This window comes from Methylosinus sp. C49, from assembly GCF_009936375.1.
Taxonomy (GTDB): domain Bacteria; phylum Pseudomonadota; class Alphaproteobacteria; order Rhizobiales; family Beijerinckiaceae; genus Methylosinus.
Map to the genome: position 1 here is coordinate 2,654,854 of NZ_AP022332.1, position 20,942 is coordinate 2,675,795.

Below are 20,942 nucleotides of genomic sequence, written 5' to 3' on the forward strand. Positions count from 1 at the left end.
GCTCACTTCTCGTTCAGCCCCGCTTGCAGTTCCTCGGCGAATTGCCGGATGCGCTTGGCGTTGGCGCCGAAATCATGGCGCCCGTAGCGCGAGGCGGAGCGCACGTCGATGCGCGTCTGGCCGGCGAGCGGACGCAGGCGCACAGCGATGTCGTCGGCAAAGCCCATCACCAATGTGCGGTCGAGAAAATCGAGATGGCCGACGCCGGAGCGACCGCCGGGCGGGCGCTGGTCTATGACGCGCCAGCCGCGGCTCTGCGCCGTCTCCAGCACCAGCTGATAGGCCTCGTCCGGCTCGAGATCGACGACGATCGGCTCTATGTCGGGATAGCCGTCCCTCTGCCGCTCCGCAGTGTCGGCGTCGAAGCCGGCGGGCGTGAAGCCGGCGCGCGCCGCCACGGCCGCGCGCGAGGTGGAGAAGCGCGGCGGATCGGCCGTGTCGGTCGAGACGTCCGAGAGCACCGGCAGGCGCACGGCCTGGACCGCGAGATAGGCCGGATAGCCGAGCGTCACCGCGGCGAGAAAGGCGCCGCCGAGCGCCGCGCCCAGCCCGCGCCGGCCCTCCTGCCAGATGACGACGCAGGCGGCGAGAAACAGCAGCAGCGCGACGAGCGCCACTACGATCGCGCCGCCGAGCACAGCGAGCGAGGCCTGCGGCTCCACGGCATTGGCGCGCGCGAGGATCACGGCGATCGCCGCCACCGGCAGAGAGAAAACAGCGAGCCGCCGGCACCAGACCGCGGCGTTGGAGACGGGCTCTTCTGGGATATGGCGCAGCATGAGGCGATCATAGCATCGATCGCGGCGCGGCTCATCCACGGGGGCATGTGGAAGACGCCCGAAGGGCTCCGCGATTTTACGAATAGTTTACCCGGGTAAGGGAGACTTTAAATCAAATGCACGCATTCCTCGAGCGCCCCGCAACCGTTCAGTAGAGAGTAGCCGCCATGTCGAAGCTCGTCGCCACCGATTTCAGCGAAGCGCAATCCGCCGACCGTCCGCATGATCTACTCGCCCGCCTCTACCGCGAGATCGGCATTTCGGCCGTCGCCGCGGCGCTCGAGGTGATGATGCATCCGAGCCACGACGAGACCGAGGCCTCCGAGGATGCGCGCCTGCCGGCGATCCTCCTCGAGGAGCAGCTCGCGGCCTGACGGCCGCCAACTCTCTTCTCCCCGACTTGGGACCGCGAGCTATCCCGGCTCGCAGTCCCTTTTTTGAAGCGAGCCTCAGGGCTCGCTTTTTTATTCGATGATCGAGGCGACGACGCCGGCGCCGACGGTGCGGCCGCCTTCGCGGATGGCGAAGCGCAGCTTCTCCTCCATGGCGATCGGAACGATGAGGTTCACCTCCATCGCCACATTATCGCCCGGCATCACCATCTCGACGCCCTCGGGGAGCGTCACAATGCCGGTCACATCCGTCGTGCGGAAGTAGAACTGCGGGCGATAGTTGGTGAAGAACGGCGTATGACGGCCGCCCTCTTCCTTCGTCAGAATATAGGCTTCCGCCTTGAACTTGGTGTGCGGCTTCACAGAGCCGGGCTTCGACAGAACCTGGCCGCGCTCCACGTCCTCGCGCTTGGTGCCGCGCAGCAGCGCGCCGATATTGTCGCCCGCCTCGCCCTGATCGAGCAGCTTGCGGAACATTTCGACGCCGGTCACGGTCGTCTTCACCGTCGGGCGAATGCCGACGATCTCGACTTCCTCGCCGACCTTGACCACGCCGCGCTCGACGCGGCCCGTCACCACCGTGCCGCGGCCCGAGATCGAGAACACGTCCTCGACCGGCATCAGGAAGGGCTGATCCTTCGGACGCTCCGGCTGCGGGATATATTCGTCGACCGTCTGCATCAGCTTCAGGATCGCGTCATGGCCGATCTCGGGCGTCTTGTTCTCGAGCGCCGCCAGGGCCGAGCCCTTGGTGATCGGAATATCGTCGCCGGGGAACTCGTATTTCGACAGAAGCTCGCGAACCTCGAGCTCGACGAGCTCGAGCAGCTCGGGATCGTCGACCATGTCGACCTTGTTCAGGAACACGACGAGCGCCGGCACGCCGACCTGGCGGGCGAGCAGAATGTGCTCGCGGGTCTGCGGCATCGGGCCGTCGGCGGCGGAGACGACGAGGATGGCGCCGTCCATCTGCGCGGCGCCGGTGATCATGTTCTTCACATAATCGGCATGGCCGGGGCAGTCGACGTGCGCGTAGTGGCGATTGGTCGTCTCATACTCGACATGGGCCGTCGAGATGGTGATGCCGCGCGCGCGCTCTTCCGGGGCCTTGTCGATCTGGTCATAGGCCGTGAAGGTCGCGCCGCCCGACTCGGCCAGAACCTTGGTGATCGCCGCCGTCAGCGACGTCTTGCCATGGTCCACGTGACCGATCGTGCCGATGTTGCAATGCGGCTTCGTGCGTGAGAATTTTTCCTTGGCCATGCTTTCTGGTTCCCGGTTGCGGCGCGCCTCGCGTCCCGCGCGCGCGTGCCTTTAAGGCGGTTGCCGCATTTCTTCAAGAGCGTTCGCGATTCCGCCGGGCCGCTCCAACAAGATAGGGGAGGCGCCGCCGATCGCCGCCTCCCCCTCAAACAAAGAATATTCTGTTTCGGGCTCAGAGATTTAGCTCAGAACTTGACCTTGACGCCGCCGTAGGCGGCGAGCGGCGCGCCCGGGCCGACCGTGCGCGGATTGCTGAAACCCGCCAACGCGCCGCTTTCGAAATAGGTGCCGAAAGTATAGTAGCGCCGATCGAACAGATTCTGCACGAGCGCATAGACCTCGACATTGTCCATGACCTTATAGGAGGTCTTCAGATTGACGATGCCCCAGGACGGCAGGGTCTTGTCGAGATTTGCCTCGTCGCCGGCCAGATGCACGCCGCTGGTGAAGACATAATCCAGGCCGAACTTCCATTCCGGCGTGACATTGTAATCGAAGCCGAGCTTGACGCGATGGCGCGGAATGCCCGGCAGCACATTGCCCGGACGCACATGAATCTGGCCATTTTCGTCGGCGTAGGGATTGTCGCCGGAGTTCAGCGTCATCGAACTGCGGAAGGTGGCGTCGATGAGCGCGTAATCGGCGTATAGGGCCAGGAAATCATTGCGCCATGTGACGCCGGCTTCCACGCCCTGCCGGCGCGTCTTGCCGACATTGGCGTAATAGCCGCGGCCCTGGATCACGTCGGATGGCAGCGCGAGAATGTCGTCCGAGCTCTCGGTTCGGAACAAGCCGGCGCGATAGTCGAGACGGCCATTGTCGGGGCCGATGGGGTGATAGCCGCGAAAGCCCACTTCCCAGGTCCGCGCCACCACCTGCTTCAGCGGCGGATCGGAGACGAGAAAACCATCGATCATGCAGGGATGCAGGCGGTCCGAGCAGCCGTTCTCGAGCGCCGTCGGCGCGCGATTGGCTTCCGAGTAGTTGCCGTAGACGGTGAATTCGGGAAGGAAATTATAGGTGAGGCCCGCGACCGGATTGACCCGCTGATAGACGGCGTTGCTGTTGAGCGAGACGCCGCGGTGGTCGAAGAGCGCGATATCGGCGCTGTTGAAGCGCAGGCCGGCGGTGACGGTGAGCTTATCGGTCACATCCAGCGTGTCGAGCGCATAGACGCCCCAATAGAAATTACGACCGCCGACGCTCACCTGCTGGAAGCCGCCCTCGGGAACGGTATTCTGATAGATGAGCCCGGTCGAGGCGACGGAAAGATCGGGCTGCAGCACGCCGAGTTCGGAATAGCCGCGGAAGTCGACATGCTGGCGATCGTGAGAGCCGCCGACGACGAACTTGTTCTTGAAGCCGAAGATCGCCTCGTCATAAGTCCCCTGCAGCGCGAAGCCGAAGGAGCGCGAGTCGGTCCGCGTCTTGTCGACGCTCGCCGGCACGCCGCCGGCGAGGACAGAGGCGGGAATGAAGTTACCGGAGACATCGCGCAGGCGGCGCTGGGCGTTTGTCGGCTCGTTGACGAGGAACGGCTCATCCTCCTGACAGATGAAAGCGCGCGAACTGCAGCGCTCGACATCGGCCAGATTGCCGTCGACATGCTCCTGGCCGAACTGCCGAAAATAGGCGTTGCCATTGAATTTCAGATGATTCGTCGCCTCATAGGCGCCTTTGAAATTCACGAAGGCGAGGTCGTTGTTGGAGGTCTGCGGCGTCGTGAAGATGGAGCCGTAGCCGCCCCGCTGCAACAGATCGACCGGCGTCGCCGCCGCCGCGCCCAGGCGCGTGCCCGCGCCGGTGAAATTCAGATGGAACTCGGTCTTGTCGCCCTTATAGCCGAGATCGGCGTAGCCGCGCAGCACGGAGGAGCCCGAACGCTGCCGCCAGCCGCCGTCGCCAATGCCCTCGAAGGCGAGATAGGCGGCCCAATTGTCGATCTGCTTGCCATATTGCAGCGTGCCGACGCGGCGCCCATAGGAGCCGCCGCGGCCATCCGCCTCGAAGCCCTGCCAGGTGAAGCCGTTCTTCATCTCGAGCGTCAGCGCGCCGCCGAGCGCGTTGAGGCCGAACAGCGGATTGCCGCTGACGATGTCGCCATTGGCGATGGCGACAGTCGGGATCAGATCCCAATTGACCGCATCGCCGAAGGCCTCATTGATGCGCACGCCGTCCTGATAGATGGCGAGGCCCTGCGGCGTGCCGGCCACCGGCGAGGCCGAGAAGCCGCGATAAGTCACATCCGGCTGGAAAGGATTGCCGGCCACCTCGTTGATGTTGATCGAGGCGTTGCGCCGCGCCAATGTCTCGGTGAGGGTGAGCGCGTGATCGCGGTCGAGATCCTTGCGCGAGATGGTGATCGGATTGGTGGAAATCTTCGACTTTTCGATCCCCGCGCCCGCCTCGGGAGACGTCGCGATAATGTCGATGTCGGGCAGCGTCTCCTGGGCGCGCGCCTGCAGCGCAGGCGCCGCGGCGACCATCAGCGCGACGAGGGAAATACGGGAACCAAGCATCGCTTCTCTTCCACTTGACGGCCCGGCCGCTCGGGCGATTTTTTCTCGTCGAAGGCGAGGCGTCGCGGGAAAACGAACGTAGAATCAGGACTATCGCCCCGCCTTCGGTTCGCGGAAGTTACGGGCAGTTAACCTACGTATCTATTTCAAAGATTCACAATCCACTTGCCTATTTTTCCCGAAATAGGCGAAATCACGGCGGGAAGACGCTTTTTTCGTTATGGTTACGCTCTAGGCGTCCACCCGCTCGAAGACGGATTCTCCCGCGACGAATGTCGATTTCACCCGACCTTGCAGGCGCGCCGTGTCGAAGGGGGTGTTCTTGCAGCGGGAGCGCAATTCGGACGGATCGACGACGAAGGGCTCGTCTGGGTCGAAGCGGATGAGGTCGGCCGGCGCGCCTTTGGCGAGACGTCCCTGCTCCAGGCGCAAAATCTCTGCCGGCCGCGTGGACATGGCCCGCAGCAGCGTCGGCAGCGGAACATCGCCCGAATGGACGAGCCGCAATCCCGCCGCCAGCATGGTCTCGAGGCCGACGGCCCCGGCCTCCGCCTCGGCGAAAGGCAGGCGCTTCATCTCCACGTCCTGCGGGTCATGGTCAGAGAGAATGACGTCGATGAGCCCGCTCGCCACCGCCTCCACCAGCAGCCGGCGCTCGTCCTCATGGCGCAGCGGCGGCCGCAGCTTCAAAAAGGTGCGGTAGTCGCCGATGTCGTTCTCATTGAGCGTCAGGTGATTGATCGTCGTCCCGCACGTCACCGGCAGGCCGCACGCCTTGGCCTGCTCGAGCGCCGCCAGCGACAGGCCATTGGCGACGATGGAGGCATGGTAGCGCGCGCCGGTCAGCTCGACGAGGCGCAGATCGCGATCGACGATGACGGCCTCCGCCTCCTTGGGGACGCCGGCGAGGCCGAGGCGCGTCGCCAATTCGCCGTCATTCATGACGCCCTCGCCGACGAGGTCGCGATCCTCCGGGAAATGGATGATGAGCGCGTCGAAATCGCGGGCGTAGGTCAGCGCCCGACGCATGGTCTGGGCGTTGCGAAGCGAGCGCTTGCCGTCGGAGAATGCGATCGCGCCGGCCTCGCGCAGCAGGCCGAATTCGGAGATTTCCTTGCCCTCGCGGCCTTTGGTGAGCGCCGCCATGGGCAGAACGCGGACGCGGCCGGTGTCGCGGGCGCGGCGCAGGACAAAGTCGACGACGGCCGGATCGTCGATCGGCGGCGAGGTGCCGGGGGCGGCGACAATGGTGGTGACGCCGCCGGCCGCCGCCGCCGCCGTGGCGGTGGCGATGGTCTCGCGATGCTCGGCTCCCGGCTCGCCGAGAAAGGCCTGCATGTCGATGAGGCCGGGCGCGAGCACATCGCCCGCGCAATCGACGATTCGAGCGCCCTGCGGCGCGGACTCGGCAATCAGAGCCGGGCCGAGATCGGCGATTTTTCCGTCGAGGACGAGGAGCCCTCCGCGCGTCTCCACGCCGGAGGCGGGATCGACGAGGCGGGCGTTCACGAAGAGGAGAGGCGCATGCGGCGGCATGGGGCCTGCTTAGGCCATTTCGCGCGCCAAGGGAACGCGCAGAGGGAATTTCGCGGCGCGCCTATCGCGCCGATTTCTCCGCATCCTCGAGCGCGGCGAAGCGCACCTGCACATCGGCCCCGTCAGCGGGCGGCGAAGCGAGGCGCGCGCGGAACTGCACGCTCTCCCCGGCGGCGAGCCGCATTTTCGGCGCGGCGGCGGTCCAGCTGTAGCGCTCGCGGCCGTCGGCGCCGCGAATGGCCAGCGCCATGGGCGGCACGCGATTGGCGGAGCGCCGCAGATTGACGATCTCGCCCTCGACGGTCAGCACCTTGCGCGTTCCTTCGGTGACGATCTTGGAGGTGACGCCGCGCAGATCGAGCCCGGCGGCGTTGACCTTCAGCCCCATGGCCGAATAGAGCGCCGTCGCGAAGGGCATGACCCGCACGATCTTCTCGCGCATGCCGATCAGCGCCATGGCCCCGAAAACGACGGCGATGATCGCCGCGATCAGCGGCAGCAGGCGCTGGCGCCGCTCATCGACGAGGTCGCTCTCGCGCGGCGGCTCCCGCCACAGCCGGGCCTCGTCCAGATCATGGGCCTTTGGGGCCGAGCCGACCGGAGAATTGTGCGGGGCGAGGTGGTTGCGCATGGCCGGTCTCCGAACCGTGGGCGGCCGCTTCGGAATCGGCCGCCGACATGTCGTCGATTAGCCGCCGATATGGTTAATGGGCGGTGAACTGCTAATCTCCCCGCAGCGCGATTCTGAGCCCGCCAATGGATACACGCCTTTGCTGACCTTCGAGAACGTCGGCCTGCGCTATGGAAACGGCAGCGAGATATTGAGCGATCTCGCTTTTTCCATCACGCCGCGCTCATTCCAATTCCTCACCGGACCCTCGGGCGCCGGCAAGACGACGCTTTTGAAGCTCGTTCTGCTGTCGCTGAAGCCGACGCGCGGGCGAATCACCCTCTTCGGCAAGGACACGGAGACGCTGGACAAGGACTCCGTCACCGACATTCGCCGGCGCATCGGCGTCGTCTTTCAGGATTTCCGTCTGCTGGAGCATCTCAATTTATACGAGAATGTCGCTCTGCCGCTGCGGGTCATCGGCCGCGAGGAGGCGAGCTATCGCGCCGAGGTGCTGGAGCTGCTGCGCTGGGTCGGCCTCGAGGAGCGCATCGCCAGCCGGCCGAGCGTGCTGTCCGGCGGCGAGAAGCAGCGCGCCGCCATCGCCCGCGCGCTGATCGTGCGGCCGGAGCTGCTGCTCGCCGACGAGCCGACCGGCAATCTCGACCCCACTCTGGCGCGGCGGCTGCTGCGGCTGTTTGTGGAATTGCACAAGAGCGGAACCTCGGTGGTCATCGCCACCCATGATCTCGCTCTGATGGATCAATATGAGAGCGCGCGCCGCCTGGTGCTCGCGGATGGGCGGCTGCATGTCTTCGAATGACGCCAAGCCCCGCCCCGGCCTGCGCCCGGCGCCCGGCGCAGCCAAGGAGGCCGCGCTCGAGGAGACGCTCGGCCGGGAGACGCCGCTCGTCCCCACCTCCTCCATCGCCGGACGCTCGCTGGTCATCGTCATCGCCATCATGACCTTTCTGGCGGCGCTCTCGGCCGGGGCCGCGCTGATGGTCGCCGACGCCAGCGTCGATTGGCGGCGCGAGGTGGCGCGCGAGGCCAGCGTGCAGATTCGCCCTTTGCCCGGCCGCGACATAGAAGCCGACGTCAGCAAGGCGACCTCGGTCCTCGTCGCCGCCGAGGGCGTGCGCGACGTGCGCGTCTATACGAAGGCGGAGTCGGAGGCGCTGCTCGCCCCCTGGCTCGGCCAGGGCCTCGATTTCGCCGAGCTGCCGGCCCCGCGCATGATCGTCGTCAAGCTGGACGACAGCCGCCGCGCCGATCTCGACGCGCTGCGCCGCGAGCTGGCCCAGGCGCTGCCGAGCGCGGCGCTGGACGATCACCGGCTGTGGGTGGAGCGGCTCGGCCAGATGGCGCGCACAGTGGTGGCGGTCGCCGCGCTGGTCTTCGTGCTGATCGTCGTCGCCATGGGCCTCGCCGTCGCCTTCGCCACGCGGGCGGCCATGGTCGGCAATCGCGAGATCATAGAGGTGCTGCATCTCGTCGGGGCGGCGGACAAATATATCGCCCAGCAGTTCCAGCGCCGCTTCCTGGTGCTGGGCCTGCGCGGCGGCCTCATCGGCGGCGCCTCGGCCATGGGCTTTTTTCTCTTCGCCGGTTATCTCGCCAGCCGCTGGACGGCGACGCCGGACGGCGATCAGCTGGAGGCCATGTTCGGCAGCTTCTCGCTGGGGCCGCTCGGCTTCACCGTCGTCGGCCTCATCTCGGCGGCGGCCGGGCTTCTGACCGGCTTCATGTCGCAGGAGATCGTTTTCCGCCAATTGCGGCGCCTGGACGGGGCCGAGTAAACTCTAACCCGGCATAAATTCCGCCCGGCCCTGGACGGCCTCGAGCGCCGCTTCCATCTTGTCGAGGATTCGGGGTCGGCGATGGGGATGGACGCTTGCGAGCGCATGCGCGAGACGGGGAAGCACGAGGATGGGCCGCTCCCGGACGCTGGCGTCTCGCGGTCTTCGCCCTTTTCTGCTTTCTCGCCTCGGCCCTCGTGGCCGGCTTCATCGGCTTCGCCCTCTCGCTGGAGCGCGCCGAATCGACGCTGACCGTGCAGGCCGATGGCGTCGTCGTGCTGACCGGCGGCTCCGACCGCGTCTATGAGGCGGGCGGGCTCCTGGCGCGCGGCCAGGCGCGCCGGCTGCTCATCACCGGGGTCAATCGGGCGACGCGCGGCCATGAGATCGCCAAGCTGCTGCCGGTCTCCCGCGAGCTGTTCGAGTGCTGCGTCGATCTCGGCTATCGCGCCCGAGACACGATCGGCAATGCGCGGGAGACGCGCGACTGGGCGCATGCGCATGGCATTGGCGCAGGCTCGCTCATCGTCGTCACCTCCAATTACCATATGCCCCGCGCTCTGGCCGAGCTGTCGGCGGCGCTGCCGGGAGCGGAGCTCTACCCTTTCGTCGTGGTCAGCGATCATCTTCGCGTCGAGGACTGGCTCGGCGATTTCGCCGTGACTCGGCTCATCGCGGCCGAATATGTCAAATATCTCTATGTCCTGCTGCGCACCCGGCTGCTGGAGCCAGGCCTTTCCGCCACCGCTCTCGCGTCGGCCGGAGCCGCCGCCGTCCCGGCGGAGCGCTGAATCGGCCGACGCAGCTCCCGAGAAAGCGCCGGCCCGACCGAGCGGCGGTTCCGTGCGATGAAAAAGCGCATTAGAGTGTTTTCGAGCGAAGTGGGGACCGGTTCGCGTGAAGAAAACACGACCGAACAAGCGAATCTAGAGACATTCCGGTTCAATCTGAACCGGAATGTCTCTAGAAGGCGTTCGCGTCCCACTTTCCGCGAAACCCGACTGGCGACCAAAGCATGCTCTTCCTGCGCTCGCTGCTGTTCCACATCGCTTTCTTCGTCAGCCTCATGGCGCTGCAGATCATCTGGCTGCCGGCTCTGCTGATGAAGCGGCACGCCTCAATGACGCTCGGCCGCGTCTGGGGGCGAACGTCGCTGTTTCTGCTCGAGAAGATCGTCGGGCTGAAATTCGAGTTTCGCGGACTCGAGAATATTCCGAAAGGGCCGGTCATCGTCGCCTGCAAGCATCAGTCGACCTGGGAGACCTTCGTCCTGCCGCTGCATTCGCCGGATTTTTCCTATATTCTCAAGCGCGAGCTGGTGTTCATCCCCTTTTTCGGCTGGTACCTCATGGGCGCCGAGCAGATCGGCATCGATCGCGCCAAGGGCGGCAAGCTGCTGCCGCAGCTGATCGAGAAGACCAAGGCGCTGTTCGCGCAAGGGCGGCAATTGTTCATCTTTCCCGAGGGGACGCGGCGGCCGGCGGGCGCGCCGCCGCTCTATAAGTTCGGCGTCGCAATGCTCTATCGCGAGACCGGCGCGGCCTGCCTGCCGGTGGCGCTGAACTCCGGCCTGTTCTGGGCGCGCCAGGCCTTCATCGTGCGGCCCGGGACTGTGGTCATCGAATATCTGCCGATCATCCCGCCGGGCCTCGAGCCGCGGGAATTCTTCGAGCGCATGCAGGACACGATCGAAAGCGCCTCCGACCGCCTCATCGCGGAGGCGGTGGCGCGCGATCCCTCGCTCGCCGCCGTCGTGGAGCGCGGCCGCAAAGAGGCGCCGGCGAGCGCCTGAGCGCCGCGCGCCGGCCCTTTGCACAATACACGAAGGGTTGCAGATCGAGTTGGCGCGCCCTTAACGATATCGCCATGATATCGAATAGCTGCCCGGCGAAGGCGCGCTGGGCGGATCAGGCCTTTTTTCGCTCCAGAAGCAGTTACGGCGGCGACATCGCACCGTTACCGATAACTGAGAGAGGGCTATCGCGGCGCCGTCGCGCTCTCCGGCAAGCGGCCCGTCCCGGTGCCATCCACTATGCCGAACACCTTGCGCAGCAGGCCCGGCGCGATCACCGATAGAGGATTGACAGTCAGCACCGGCGCGCTGAAAGCGCCGCTCACGCGAAAGCTCACCGCGAAGACGCCCTCGTGCTGGCCGCCGGCGAGCATGAAGCCGATGACCGGAATATTCGACACGAGATTATTGAGCCCGTAGGCCGGCACGAAAGAGCCCGACACGTCGATGCGATCTCGCGCCAAATCGATATAGCCGTCCACCGTCAGGCCGATGTCCGTCCCCGACATCACCGCGTCGCGCATGGTGAGGCGGCCATTCGCCCAGGTGAAGGTGGATTGCACGCGCGCGAATTTCACCGAGTCCGGATCGAAATGCGCGGCGCCTTTGTCATCCGTGCGCGCGGCGCCCTGCATGACGAGCTGACGAATGGCCGGCTCGTTCTGCAGATAGAAATCATGAATGCGCATCGTGCCGTCGGAGCGGCCCGGATTGAGCAATAGCGTGGCCGACAGCGCGCCGCTCTCCATGCGATGATAGAGATCGAGGAAAGAGAGAAAGGCGCCGCCGTCGCTGGTCGAAAGATCGATCTGCGGCGCGCCGCTCGGATGGCGCGTCAGCATCGCGGCGAAGGGCTCGCGGCCGAAATTGCCGGTCAGCGACAATTGCCGCGGCTTGCCGCCGCGCCGCTCGAAGCGCAGATCGACATTGGAGAGGATCTGCTTGCCGTGTCCGGTGACGATCGGCGATTTGAGATCGAGATCGAAATCGTCGGAGTTGGACGGCTTGCCCGCCGCCGCTGCGGCTTGCGGCTCGGCGGAAGGCTGCGAGAGATAGCGCAGCAGCGGACGCGCATCGATATTGGCGCCGCGCACGACGAGCTTCAGCGCATCGCCGCCGCGCGTCACCTCCAAGCGCATATCGTCGCCCGGCGAGAGCTTCGCCTGTGAGAGCTTGGCCGAGCGCAGCACGCCGTCGCGGCCGAGCTCCACCACGCCGGAAAATTGCTGCGGCCCCGCCTCCGCCTGCAATTGCTCGAGCGCCGAGCCGTCCGGCCGCTTCACCAGAGTGAAGCTGGCGCGGCCCGGCTTGCCCAGCGGCTTGGTCACGCCGGGCAAAGGATGATCGAGCGCGGCTTTGGAGAAGTCGATCTCGAATTGCGACTCGGAATCTTCGATCGGCAGCCTGGTCTGCACCTGCACGCCGACGACGCCGGAGACGCCGGTAAATCCATAGCCTGCGCGTGCGCGCGCGGCGTCGTCCAACGAAAACGACAATTGCGCCTGCGCCTGCCCCTTCTCGCCGGCGGCGCGGCGCAGATCGAGCGTGACAGGCGCGCCGAACACACGTCCCGCGCCGGTGACGCGCAGCCCTTCGCGATCCGAGACGAGCCGCAGCGCCGCGCCCTCCAGGCGCTCCTTGCCGATGAAGCGCTCCATGGCGAGATTGCTCGTCTCGGCGTCGACCGTGATGCGCGTATGCTCTTCCTTGGCCGCGAGGCCGAGCTCGAAATCGATGCGCAGCTTGCCTTCGATCTGCCCTTTGAGCTGATTGGCGTCCATGGGCAGGCTCGCGGCCGGGGCGACGCTCTTGAGCGAGAGAATATCGGCGACCGCCTCCACGCCGCCGGCGAGCTTCAGCTCGATCCAGGCTGGCGCCGGATCGAAGCCGAGCGAGGGCGCGCGAAACACGCCTTCCGTTATGGCGAGCTTGCGGCCCGGCGCGCTCTCCATCACGCCGGACGAGGCGACGAAGGAGACGGTGCGGCCAGTGAGCGCGATATGGCCGTTCATGGCGTTGATCGGCCACAAGCCCGGAACGGCGTCGACGAGAGTCGCATTGTCGAGATCGAAATCGCCGCGCAGCGCCGCATCCGGCGGCGGCCGCTCATAGCGCCCGGCGGTCATCGCCTGCTGATCGAGATCGGCGGTGAGCGTTCCGCTGCGCATGACGCCGGCGGTGATATGCTCGTCCATCCACATGCGCGTCGGCGCGGCGACTTGCGTCGGCCAGATGCGCAGCACGGAACGCAGCGGCGTCTGCGTCGCGCGGATCGCATATTTGAGATGCGTCCCATCGGGCTGCGCGCCATCCACATCGAGGGACGCCGTGGCGTGCACTTCCGGCCCGTCGAGATAGACTCGCTCGACCTTGTATTTCTTGGCGAGGAGATCGAGCGTCGCGGTGAGGCCGGCGTTCTCGACGACGAGCGGCGCCTCGCCATGGCGCGTCGGCAGAAAGGCGCCCGGCCGCGCGAGATCGAAGGAGAGGCCGACGACGCCGGTCCCTTCCGCCGGCGGCGTCAGCGCGCCTTTGAAGCTCAGCCGCGCGACGCTGGTGCGGATCTCGACCGGCTCTATGGCGAGCAGCCGGCGCTCCATGTCCCAGCGGCCGGAGATGGACAGCTCCTGCAGCATGAAAGGCTCGGCGTCCGGCTCCTCGAGGCGGAAGAAGCCCTCGCCGACAGAGAATTTCCCACTCGCCTCGACGACGCGGCCGTCGCCCGCCAGCGCAAAATGCAGATCGAGCGACAGAGGCGCGTCCGTGTCGAAGGGCAGAGCGCGCGCCCCCGCCGCCAGCGCGACCTCTTCCATGGAAAGGCTGCGCAGGCGCGCGTCCAGCGTGCGCCGCTCGCCCATGCCGCCCTTGGCCTCCACCTCGGCGCCGACATGGCCGGAGGAGCCGGTGGCGCCGAGGCGCAGCCGGCGCGCGCCGGCGATCTTGTCGAAGCTCAGCGTCAGATCGTCATAGACAATGGTCTTGTCCAACGTGCGATCGTCGATCACGAGGCGGGCGTTGGAGACGCCGATCTTGTCGATGGCGGCGACCGGGCTCTCGGGATCGACGATGAAATTCATCACCGCGCGCAAGGCGCCGGCCGCCTGCCGCAGCGATGGGGCGACAGGAGCGACCTGCGCCTCGGCGGCGGGCTCCGCCGGCGACGGCGCGTCGAGCGGTATGGCGACCGGATCGGCACCCGGCGCCGAAATCGCCACCACGCCGTCGGGCAGCACCTCCAGCCTCAGCTCGAGGTCCAGCACGTCCAGCCGGCGCGGCGTCAGCCGGCCGATGAGCAGCGCCCGCGGGTCCACCGACAATTGCGCGCGCGGCGCGGCGAGGATCGTGCGCTCGCCGCTCTTCACGGCGAGGCCGTTCACGGTGAAGGTGAGGCCGTGATCCGTGCTGGCGATCGCCACCGAGCTGATGCCGAATTGGTAGCGATGCGAATAGAGATCGTCGAGCGCCTCGACGATTTTTGGCGCGAGCCAGTCGGAGGCGATGGGACCGCGGGCGAGCGCGGCGAAAAAAGCGCCGACAGTGAGCACGATGACGAGCAGCGCCGTCACCGCCACGACGGAAATGCAACGCACCGCGCAAAAGCCGCGCAGCCGGACGGCAGTGGAGCCGCGCCGGAAAAATCCCAATAAAAAGCGCGGCGCCCGCGCTCCGACCGCCGGACCCTCGTCTATCCTCTGCGTCAAGCGCCAGCCCTTCGGTTCGACCGCGCCGCTCCGCGCGCGCCGGCGCCGAATCTGCACGGCGTCGAGAAGATCACAACTCGAATGGCGCGCAACTGGGGATTTTCACCAGAATCCCTTGCGAAGCGCGCCATCCTCTGCATGCTGCCGATTGTAACGGCGGATGAGACGAAAGGAAGGCGCGGTGACCGAGGCGAAGAAATCCACAGGCTTGCGCGAAGGCGACGCCGCCCCCTCTTTCGAGCTGCCCGGCGCCGGCGGCGAGACCCTCTCTCTTTCCGGCTTTTCCGGCAAGAAGCTGGCGCTCTATTTCTACCCCAAGGACGACACCTCCGGCTGCACCAAGGAGGCGATCGAATTCAACGCTTTGAAGGCGGATTTCACCAAGGCGAAGACCGCGCTGGTCGGCGTCTCGCCGGATTCGCCGGCCAAGCACGACAAGTTCCGCGCCAAATATGAGCTGACCTTCCCGCTCGCCTCCGACGAGACCAAGGAAATGCTCTCCGCCTATGGGGTGTGGGTGGAGAAGAGCATGTACGGCCGCAAATATATGGGCGTCGAGCGCTCGACCTTTCTGATCGGCCCGGATGGGAAGATCGAAAAGGTCTGGCGCAAGGTGAAAGTGCCGGGCCATGCGGCCGAGGTGCTGGCGGCGGCGAAGGGGAAGTAGAGCCCCCCTCGCCCACCACTCGGCGCCTGAGGCCTAGCCGGCTCGAGACTTCCACGACGAGCCGGGCTCGAACAGTCGGCGTAGTCCGCTCTCCGCCACCACGCGGACCTTCTAGCGAATTGGCGCGACTTATTCGCCGTTCGCGATCAGATTTCTGACCGCATTGACCGTATTTTCATGCTTTCGAGAATCACGATTGAGAATAAGTTCGCCGCGATAGCGCAGCGCTCCGCCTTTGGCGTCATCGGAATATTCGTAGCTCAACTCGGCCTTCTCTAATTGAGTCCGCAGCGATTGCTCCAATGGCTGAGAGAGGCCTTGCGCGCGCAGATTAGTCGTAGCCTTTGCTATTGCGCTCGACACGGCTTCCAAGACGAACTCTTGCTTCGAGCACTCCATCACGTCTGTGACTGCATCGAGTTGCGCGAGGGTGAGGGCGTCGATGCGGACGCACAAATTGCGAACCAGCTCCTTGGAATGGCCTCCCATGCAAACGGCGCCGGCGTTCGCGCCCAGACCATTCCCGAAGGTCCATGTCCGCTTGGCGGCGATCGACTTCATCGTCAGGAAATCATCGAAAGCCTCGGCGCGAACGGAAGGAGATATGCCGGCTTCTCGGTACCCCTCGTCAAACATGTCGAGTAGCTTATTTTCCATGTGTATCTCCTAAAATCACATGCTAATATTCTTATATAACATGCATATATAAGCGTGCATAGACGAAACATAGGCCAATCCCCGGCTCACCCTCGCCCCCGCTTGACGCCGCTATCCCGCTCGGCTACGCCTCTACATGTTATAACATAACATATGGCGCGCCATGGCCCAGAACCCCGACCCTCGCCTCCCCGTCACCGTCCTCTCCGGCTTTCTCGGGGCCGGAAAGACGACGCTGCTCAATCATGTTCTCAATAATCGCGAGGGCCGGCGCGTCGCCGTCATCGTGAACGATATGAGCGAGGTGAATATCGACGCCGACCTCATCCGCGACGGCGGCGCCGAGCTGTCGCGCACCGACGAGAAGCTCGTCGAAATGACCAATGGCTGCATCTGCTGCACCTTGCGCGACGATCTGCTCGCGGAAGTGCGGCGCCTCGGCGAGGAAGGCCGCTTCGATTATCTGCTGATCGAGAGCACGGGCATCGCCGAGCCGTTGCCGGTCGCCAGCACCTTCTCCTTTCGCGACGAGAATGGAGCCAGCCTCTCCGATCTCGCGCGGCTCGACACGATGGTCACGGTCGTCGACGCCGCCAGCCTGCTGCAGGACTATGGCTCGAACGATTTTCTCCGCGACCGCGGCGAGGTCGCCGGCGAGGACGACGACCGCACCCTCGTCGATCTCCTCGTCGAGCAGATCGAATTCGCCGACGTCATCGTCCTCAACAAGGCCTCGACGGTATCGGAGGAGCGGCTGGCGCTGGTGCGCAAAGTGGTGAAGTCGCTGAATGCCGACGCGCGCATCGTGGAGACCGATTTCGGCGCGGCGCCGATGGACGCCATTCTCGACACCGGCCTCTTCGACGAGGAGAAGGCGGAGCGCCATCCGCTATGGCACAAGGCGCTCTACAGCCCGGAAGAGCATGTGCCGGAGTCGGAGCAATATGGAATAGAGAGCTTCGTCTATCGGGCGCGGCGTCCGTTCCACCCGGAAAAATTCAACGCTTTCATCAATGCGACCTGGCCCGGACTGGTGCGCGCCAAAGGGCATTTCTGGCTCGCCACCCGGCCGAAATGGGTCGGCGAATTCTCGATCGCCGGCGCGATCGCCCGCGTGACCGCAATGGGCTATTGGTGGATCGCCGTGCCGAAGCAGCATTGGCCCGATCACCCCGATTGGAAGCGCCATTTCGAGCGCAATTGGGACGAGGTCTGGGGCGATCGCCGGCAGGAGCTCGTCTTCATCGGCATCGGCATGGACGACGCCGCAATTCGCGCCGCGCTCGACGCCTGCCTCGTCGGGCCGCAAAAGCCGAAGCGCTTCGACGCCTCCGCCTATCGCTCGCTCGTCGATCCCTTCCCCGCTTGGGAGAGCGCCGATGCTGCGTGACGAGGCGGCCGCGCCGCCGTCCAGCTCCGCTCGCCGACTGATGCAATCCCGCTCCATCTGCCTGTTGCCGCGCGCGCTGGAGCCGCGGATCGCGGAGACGCTGGATGCGATGAGTCTCGCGCGGCCTCTACGGTTGCGCGTGACCGGCGCCGAGGAGACGCTGCCGCGCGCGCTCTTCGACGCTCTCGACGAGGCGGCTCTCGGGCCGAAGTGGCTCGCCGAATGGTTGGCGAATGACGTCATTCGCCTCGCGCGCCTCTATCGCGAGGCGACTCGGTCGGGCGAATTGCGTGTCAGGCTGGAGACGATCGCCGACGACGCCTGCCGGCTGTTCCATGTCGATTTCGTGCGCTTTCGTCTCGTGACCACCTATCGCGGCCCGGGCACGCAATGGATCGCGCCGGGACCGGAAGCCGATCCGCTCGAGGAAATTTCGATTCGACAGCTCGAACGCGGCTGGGTCGCGATCATGCGCGGAGAAAAAGCGGCGAGCGCCGCACTCCGCGCCTTGCCGCATCGATCGCCGCCGATCGCCGGAACGGGAATCGAGCGGCTCTTCCTCGCCATAGACGAGGCGCCCACGCCGTCGCGCTGACGGCGCGAGCGCATCACGGGATTATTGCGCTGGCGCGGCCGCGGCGCGGGCGGCGAGCTGCTTCGTCACCTCGTCCAGTCCCTTTTTCGCCGAGGCGAGATTAGGATCGAGCGCCAGCGCCTGCTCGAGGTCGGGCTTGGCATGCTCGAGATCATGCTTGCCGCGATAGGCGTTGGCGCGATTGAGATAGGCGCGCGCATATTTGACGTCGATCGCCACCGCCTTGCCGAAATCGTCGATAGCGCGGTCGAATTCGCCCTTGGCGTGCAGCGTCAGCCCGCGATTATTGTAGGCGATGGCGAGCTTGCCGTCGCTGGCGATCGCCTTGTCGTAATCGGCCAGCGCATGGTCGAGATCGCCCTTGCCCTGATAGAGCGCGGCGCGATTGAGATAGGCCTGCGCGGATTTGGGCTCGAGCTTGATCGCCGCGTCGAAATCGGCGAGCGCGCGGTCGAGATCGCCCTTGGCGCGCCAGGCGCGGCCGCGACCGGCTAGAGCGGCGACCGATTTCTTGTCCAGCTCCAGCGCCTTGTCGTAATCGGCGATCGCCTTGTCGAGATCGCCCTTGCTCTGATAGGCGCCGCCGCGGCCGAGATAGGCCGTCGCCAATTTCGGCTGCGCGGCGGCCAGCTTGTCGTAATCGGCGATGGCGTGGTCGAAATCGCTCTTGGCGCGATAGGCGGCGGCGCGATCGGCGAGAGCGACGGAAGAGGCCGGATCGATCTCCAGCGCCTTGTCGTAATCGGCCAGCGCGTGGTCGAAATCGCCCTTGGCGTGATAGGCGCCGCCGCGATTGACATAGGCCGCCACGCGGTTCTGCTTGGTCTCCTTCTCGCCACGGGCGATGACCTCGCCGCAGCCCTCGATGCGCTTGTCGGGATCGGCGGCGCGGCAGGACGTCCAAGCGTCGCCCTTGGCCTCGGCCGCGACGCAGACGAGGGAAAAAGCCGCCGCCAGCGCGAGACGGAGCGGAGACTGAAACGAGGTGGAGGCGAAAGCGTGGGGCGCCATGTGGCCGAGGGCTCCGTATAGTTGACTATTTCACTATGATTTCATTTCGCCGCATCGAGAGCAATCGGAAAAACTGCGCGTCGAGACGAGCGCCGCGCCGGACGGCCGCTCGGCCCGGGCGCGAAGCATGGCCCGGATAGACCATTTTCCGAAACGGCTCAACAGATTGGCCGCCTTCGCATGTCCCGCGCGGCCGCCGCATCCAGCGCTGGCTCGGGCGTTCGGCGGGAAAATCGGTCGAAAACATGCGGCAAGAATGCGAAAACATGCGCGGAGACCCTTCAGGACCACAAAAAAGTACTCTAAGACTGCATGTCGATGAGCCTCTTGACCTCTACCGAAGATCTCGCCGCCGCCTGCGCCCGTCTCGCCCGTCATCCCTTCGTCACCGTCGATACGGAGTTTTTGAGGGAAACGACTTTCTGGCCCAAGGTCTGCGTCATCCAGCTGGCCTCGCCCGAGGAGGCCTTCGCCGTCGACACCCTGTCCGAAGGGCTCGACCTCACGCCCTTTTTCGAGCTGATGGCCAATGAGCGCGTGGTCAAGGTCTTCCACGCCGCCCGCCAGGATCTCGAGATCGTCTGGCGGCTGGCGCGGCTGATTCCCGCGCCCTTGTTCGACACGCAGGTCGCGGCCATGGTCTGCGGCTTCGGCGATCAGGTCTCCTATGTCGAGCTGGTGAAAGCCATCGCCAAGGAGAGCCTCGACAAATCCTCCCGCTTCACCGATTGGTCGAAGCGGCCCTTGTCCACGGCGCAGATCGACTACGCCATCGCCGACGTCACCCATTTGCGGCAGATCTACACGCATTTGCGCGCCCGGCTCGAGCGTTCCAATCGGCTCGACTGGCTCGTGGACGAGATGCGCACGCTGACCACGCCCGAGACCTATGAGCAGAGCCCGGAGAACGCCTGGGAGCGGCTGCGTCATCGCGTGCGCAAGCCGCGCGACCTCGCCGTGCTGATGGAGCTCGCCGCTTGGCGCGAGGCCGAGGCGCAGGGCCGTGACGTGCCGCGCTCGCGCGTGCTCAAGGACGACATGCTGATCGAGATCGCCCTCGCCGCCCCGCGCACGCAGGAGGCGCTCGGCAATTTGCGCGCCTTCCCGCGCGGGCTCGAGCGCTCCCGCTCGGGGGCGGAAATCGTCGCCGCCGTGGAAAGAGCGCTGGAGCGCGATCCCGCCACCCTGCCGCGCATAGAGCGCGAAAAGCGCGGCAGCTCCAGCGGCGCCACGGTCGAGCTGCTCAAGGTGCTGCTGCGGCAGGTCGCCGAAGAGACGGGCGTCGCCACCAAAATGATCGCCACCGTCGAAGACCTCGAGGCCATAGCCGCCGACGATGGGGCGGACGTCCCTGCCCTGTCCGGCTGGCGGCGGGCGATCTTCGGCGACAAGGCCCTGCAGCTAAAGGCTGGACGGCTGGCCCTCGCGGTCGAAAAAGGCAGGGTCGTCACCCTCGACTGGCAAGAGCTGGACGAGAGCGCCGCGCGCTGAAGCCTGCCTCAGGGTAGGCAGACTCCCTATTCTTTCACCCATTCTCATCCCTATCCATATGGTTAGGGATGGGTGGCTCTTTGCCGACCCATACAGTCCGCGCGAACCTATCCATTTTGCGATGCACAACTCATCTTTCGATCTGAATTCATTGCGAAATCGAATGGTTTGATAGAAACGGCCCTGCGACAAACCGCGCCTTGAATTCAGACCGCTGCGCTGCAACATACAGTCATGTTGCGACGCAACGTGAGCTCGACGCGGCTTCGGCGCGGTCGAGGAGCAGCGGTCGCAGGAGGCGCTTTCGGCGCTGAATTCGAGGAAGGATAGACCATGATGACTGCAGGCAAACGCATCTTCGCTCTGGCCCTCGCCGCTGTGCTGAGCCTCACGGCGGGCGTGGCCCTGCACGCCGAGCCCTATGGCCCGGCGGCTGCGCCCGTGACGCTGAAGCCGCTCGCCGCGGCCAGTTTCGACGCGGGCCAGAAACATGTGCTGAGCTATTTCGTAGGCGGTTCAGGCGCCTGCCGGCTGACGGTGATCGTCTTCGACGCGCCCTCGCTCGAGGCTGCCGGCTCGACCACGGCGACGACACGCTTCATCGTGCCGATTTCCAGCGGTTCTTCCGCCAATCTCGACACGGCCGTCGCCAAGACGCTACGTTTCTCTTGCTCGGACGACGCCGGCGCCGTCACCGTGAGCACGAGCGAGCGCGTCGCGCCCCGCGCGGCCTACTAAAA

General features: G+C 65.7%; 18 protein-coding genes. 10 read left to right on the forward strand and 8 right to left on the reverse strand.

What is annotated here, in order from left to right; translation table 11 throughout:
- Positions 1 to 2 precede the first annotated feature (2 nt).
- A complete protein-coding gene (locus tag GYH34_RS12570) occupies positions 3 to 779 on the reverse strand; it encodes a DUF1499 domain-containing protein (RefSeq protein WP_166145814.1) in 777 nt (258 codons plus the stop codon).
- A 167-nt stretch (positions 780 to 946) separates the two neighbouring features.
- On the opposite strand from GYH34_RS12570, the gene GYH34_RS12575 reads away from it, so the two are divergent.
- Positions 947 to 1,153 (forward strand): hypothetical protein, encoded by a 207-nt coding sequence (locus tag GYH34_RS12575; protein WP_161913870.1) that lies wholly within the window; start codon positions 947 to 949, stop codon positions 1,151 to 1,153.
- 90 nt (positions 1,154 to 1,243) lie between these two features.
- On the opposite strand, the gene tuf is transcribed toward GYH34_RS12575, so the two are convergent.
- From tuf to GYH34_RS12595, 4 genes are all read right to left on the reverse strand, one after another.
- Positions 1,244 to 2,434 (reverse strand): elongation factor Tu, encoded by a 1,191-nt coding sequence (tuf, locus tag GYH34_RS12580; RefSeq protein WP_161913871.1) that lies wholly within the window; start codon positions 2,432 to 2,434, stop codon positions 1,244 to 1,246.
- A gap of 185 nt (positions 2,435 to 2,619) precedes the next feature.
- Positions 2,620 to 4,953 (reverse strand): TonB-dependent receptor, encoded by a 2,334-nt coding sequence (locus GYH34_RS12585; RefSeq protein ID WP_161913872.1) that lies wholly within the window; start codon positions 4,951 to 4,953, stop codon positions 2,620 to 2,622.
- A gap of 231 nt (positions 4,954 to 5,184) precedes the next feature.
- Positions 5,185 to 6,489 (reverse strand): dihydroorotase, encoded by a 1,305-nt coding sequence (locus GYH34_RS12590; protein WP_161913873.1) that lies wholly within the window; start codon positions 6,487 to 6,489, stop codon positions 5,185 to 5,187.
- Positions 6,490 to 6,550: 61 nt separating this feature from the next.
- Complete coding sequence (locus GYH34_RS12595) at positions 6,551 to 7,120, reverse strand: hypothetical protein (RefSeq protein ID WP_161913874.1); 570 nt, start codon at positions 7,118 to 7,120, stop codon at positions 6,551 to 6,553.
- A 139-nt stretch (positions 7,121 to 7,259) separates the two neighbouring features.
- On the opposite strand from GYH34_RS12595, the gene ftsE reads away from it, so the two are divergent.
- From ftsE to GYH34_RS12615, 4 genes are all read left to right on the forward strand, one after another.
- Entirely contained in the window at positions 7,260 to 7,922 is a 663-nt protein-coding gene (ftsE, locus tag GYH34_RS12600; protein ID WP_161915005.1) for a cell division ATP-binding protein FtsE, read from the forward strand.
- On the forward strand, positions 7,909 to 8,898 hold the full coding sequence (locus GYH34_RS12605; protein WP_244635086.1) for an ABC transporter permease: 990 nt from the start codon (positions 7,909 to 7,911) through the stop codon (positions 8,896 to 8,898). Before ftsE ends, GYH34_RS12605 begins: the two co-directional genes overlap by 14 nt.
- A 95-nt stretch (positions 8,899 to 8,993) precedes the next feature.
- A complete protein-coding gene (locus tag GYH34_RS12610) occupies positions 8,994 to 9,689 on the forward strand; it encodes a YdcF family protein (RefSeq protein ID WP_161913875.1) in 696 nt (231 codons plus the stop codon).
- A 224-nt stretch (positions 9,690 to 9,913) separates the two neighbouring features.
- The gene (locus tag GYH34_RS12615) at positions 9,914 to 10,690 is read left to right on the forward strand and encodes a lysophospholipid acyltransferase family protein (protein ID WP_161913876.1); all 777 of its coding nucleotides are present in this window, start codon (positions 9,914 to 9,916) and stop codon (positions 10,688 to 10,690) included.
- 185 nt (positions 10,691 to 10,875) lie between these two features.
- Here GYH34_RS12615 and GYH34_RS12620 read toward each other — a convergent pair whose 3' ends face one another.
- Positions 10,876 to 14,280, reverse strand: a complete 3,405-nt coding sequence (locus GYH34_RS12620) for a DUF3971 domain-containing protein (protein WP_244635088.1) — start codon at positions 14,278 to 14,280, stop codon at positions 10,876 to 10,878.
- A gap of 292 nt (positions 14,281 to 14,572) precedes the next feature.
- On the opposite strand from GYH34_RS12620, the gene GYH34_RS12625 reads away from it, so the two are divergent.
- Positions 14,573 to 15,058, forward strand: coding sequence for a peroxiredoxin (locus tag GYH34_RS12625; RefSeq protein WP_244635089.1), 486 nt, complete (start codon positions 14,573 to 14,575; stop codon positions 15,056 to 15,058).
- 129 nt (positions 15,059 to 15,187) lie between these two features.
- Here GYH34_RS12625 and GYH34_RS12630 read toward each other — a convergent pair whose 3' ends face one another.
- On the reverse strand, positions 15,188 to 15,715 hold the full coding sequence (locus GYH34_RS12630) for a hypothetical protein (RefSeq protein ID WP_161913879.1): 528 nt from the start codon (positions 15,713 to 15,715) through the stop codon (positions 15,188 to 15,190).
- Between the two features lie 163 nt (positions 15,716 to 15,878).
- On the opposite strand from GYH34_RS12630, the gene zigA reads away from it, so the two are divergent.
- Positions 15,879 to 17,105, forward strand: a complete 1,227-nt coding sequence (gene zigA, locus GYH34_RS12635) for a zinc metallochaperone GTPase ZigA (protein ID WP_161913880.1) — start codon at positions 15,879 to 15,881, stop codon at positions 17,103 to 17,105.
- Entirely contained in the window at positions 17,095 to 17,700 is a 606-nt protein-coding gene (locus GYH34_RS12640) for a DUF1826 domain-containing protein (protein WP_161913881.1), read from the forward strand. Before zigA ends, GYH34_RS12640 begins: the two co-directional genes overlap by 11 nt.
- A gap of 21 nt (positions 17,701 to 17,721) precedes the next feature.
- Here GYH34_RS12640 and GYH34_RS12645 read toward each other — a convergent pair whose 3' ends face one another.
- Positions 17,722 to 18,711 carry a tetratricopeptide repeat protein gene (locus GYH34_RS12645; protein WP_161913882.1) on the reverse strand — a complete coding sequence of 330 codons (990 nt, stop codon included), beginning with the start codon at positions 18,709 to 18,711 and terminating at the stop codon, positions 17,722 to 17,724.
- Between the two features lie 318 nt (positions 18,712 to 19,029).
- On the opposite strand from GYH34_RS12645, the gene rnd reads away from it, so the two are divergent.
- Together rnd and GYH34_RS12655 are read left to right on the forward strand one after the other, a co-directional pair.
- A complete protein-coding gene (gene rnd / locus GYH34_RS12650) occupies positions 19,030 to 20,202 on the forward strand; it encodes a ribonuclease D (protein ID WP_161913883.1) in 1,173 nt (390 codons plus the stop codon).
- Between the two features lie 333 nt (positions 20,203 to 20,535).
- Positions 20,536 to 20,940, forward strand: a complete 405-nt coding sequence (locus tag GYH34_RS12655) for a hypothetical protein (RefSeq protein WP_161913884.1) — start codon at positions 20,536 to 20,538, stop codon at positions 20,938 to 20,940.
- The last annotated feature ends 2 nt before the right edge of the window (positions 20,941 to 20,942 follow it).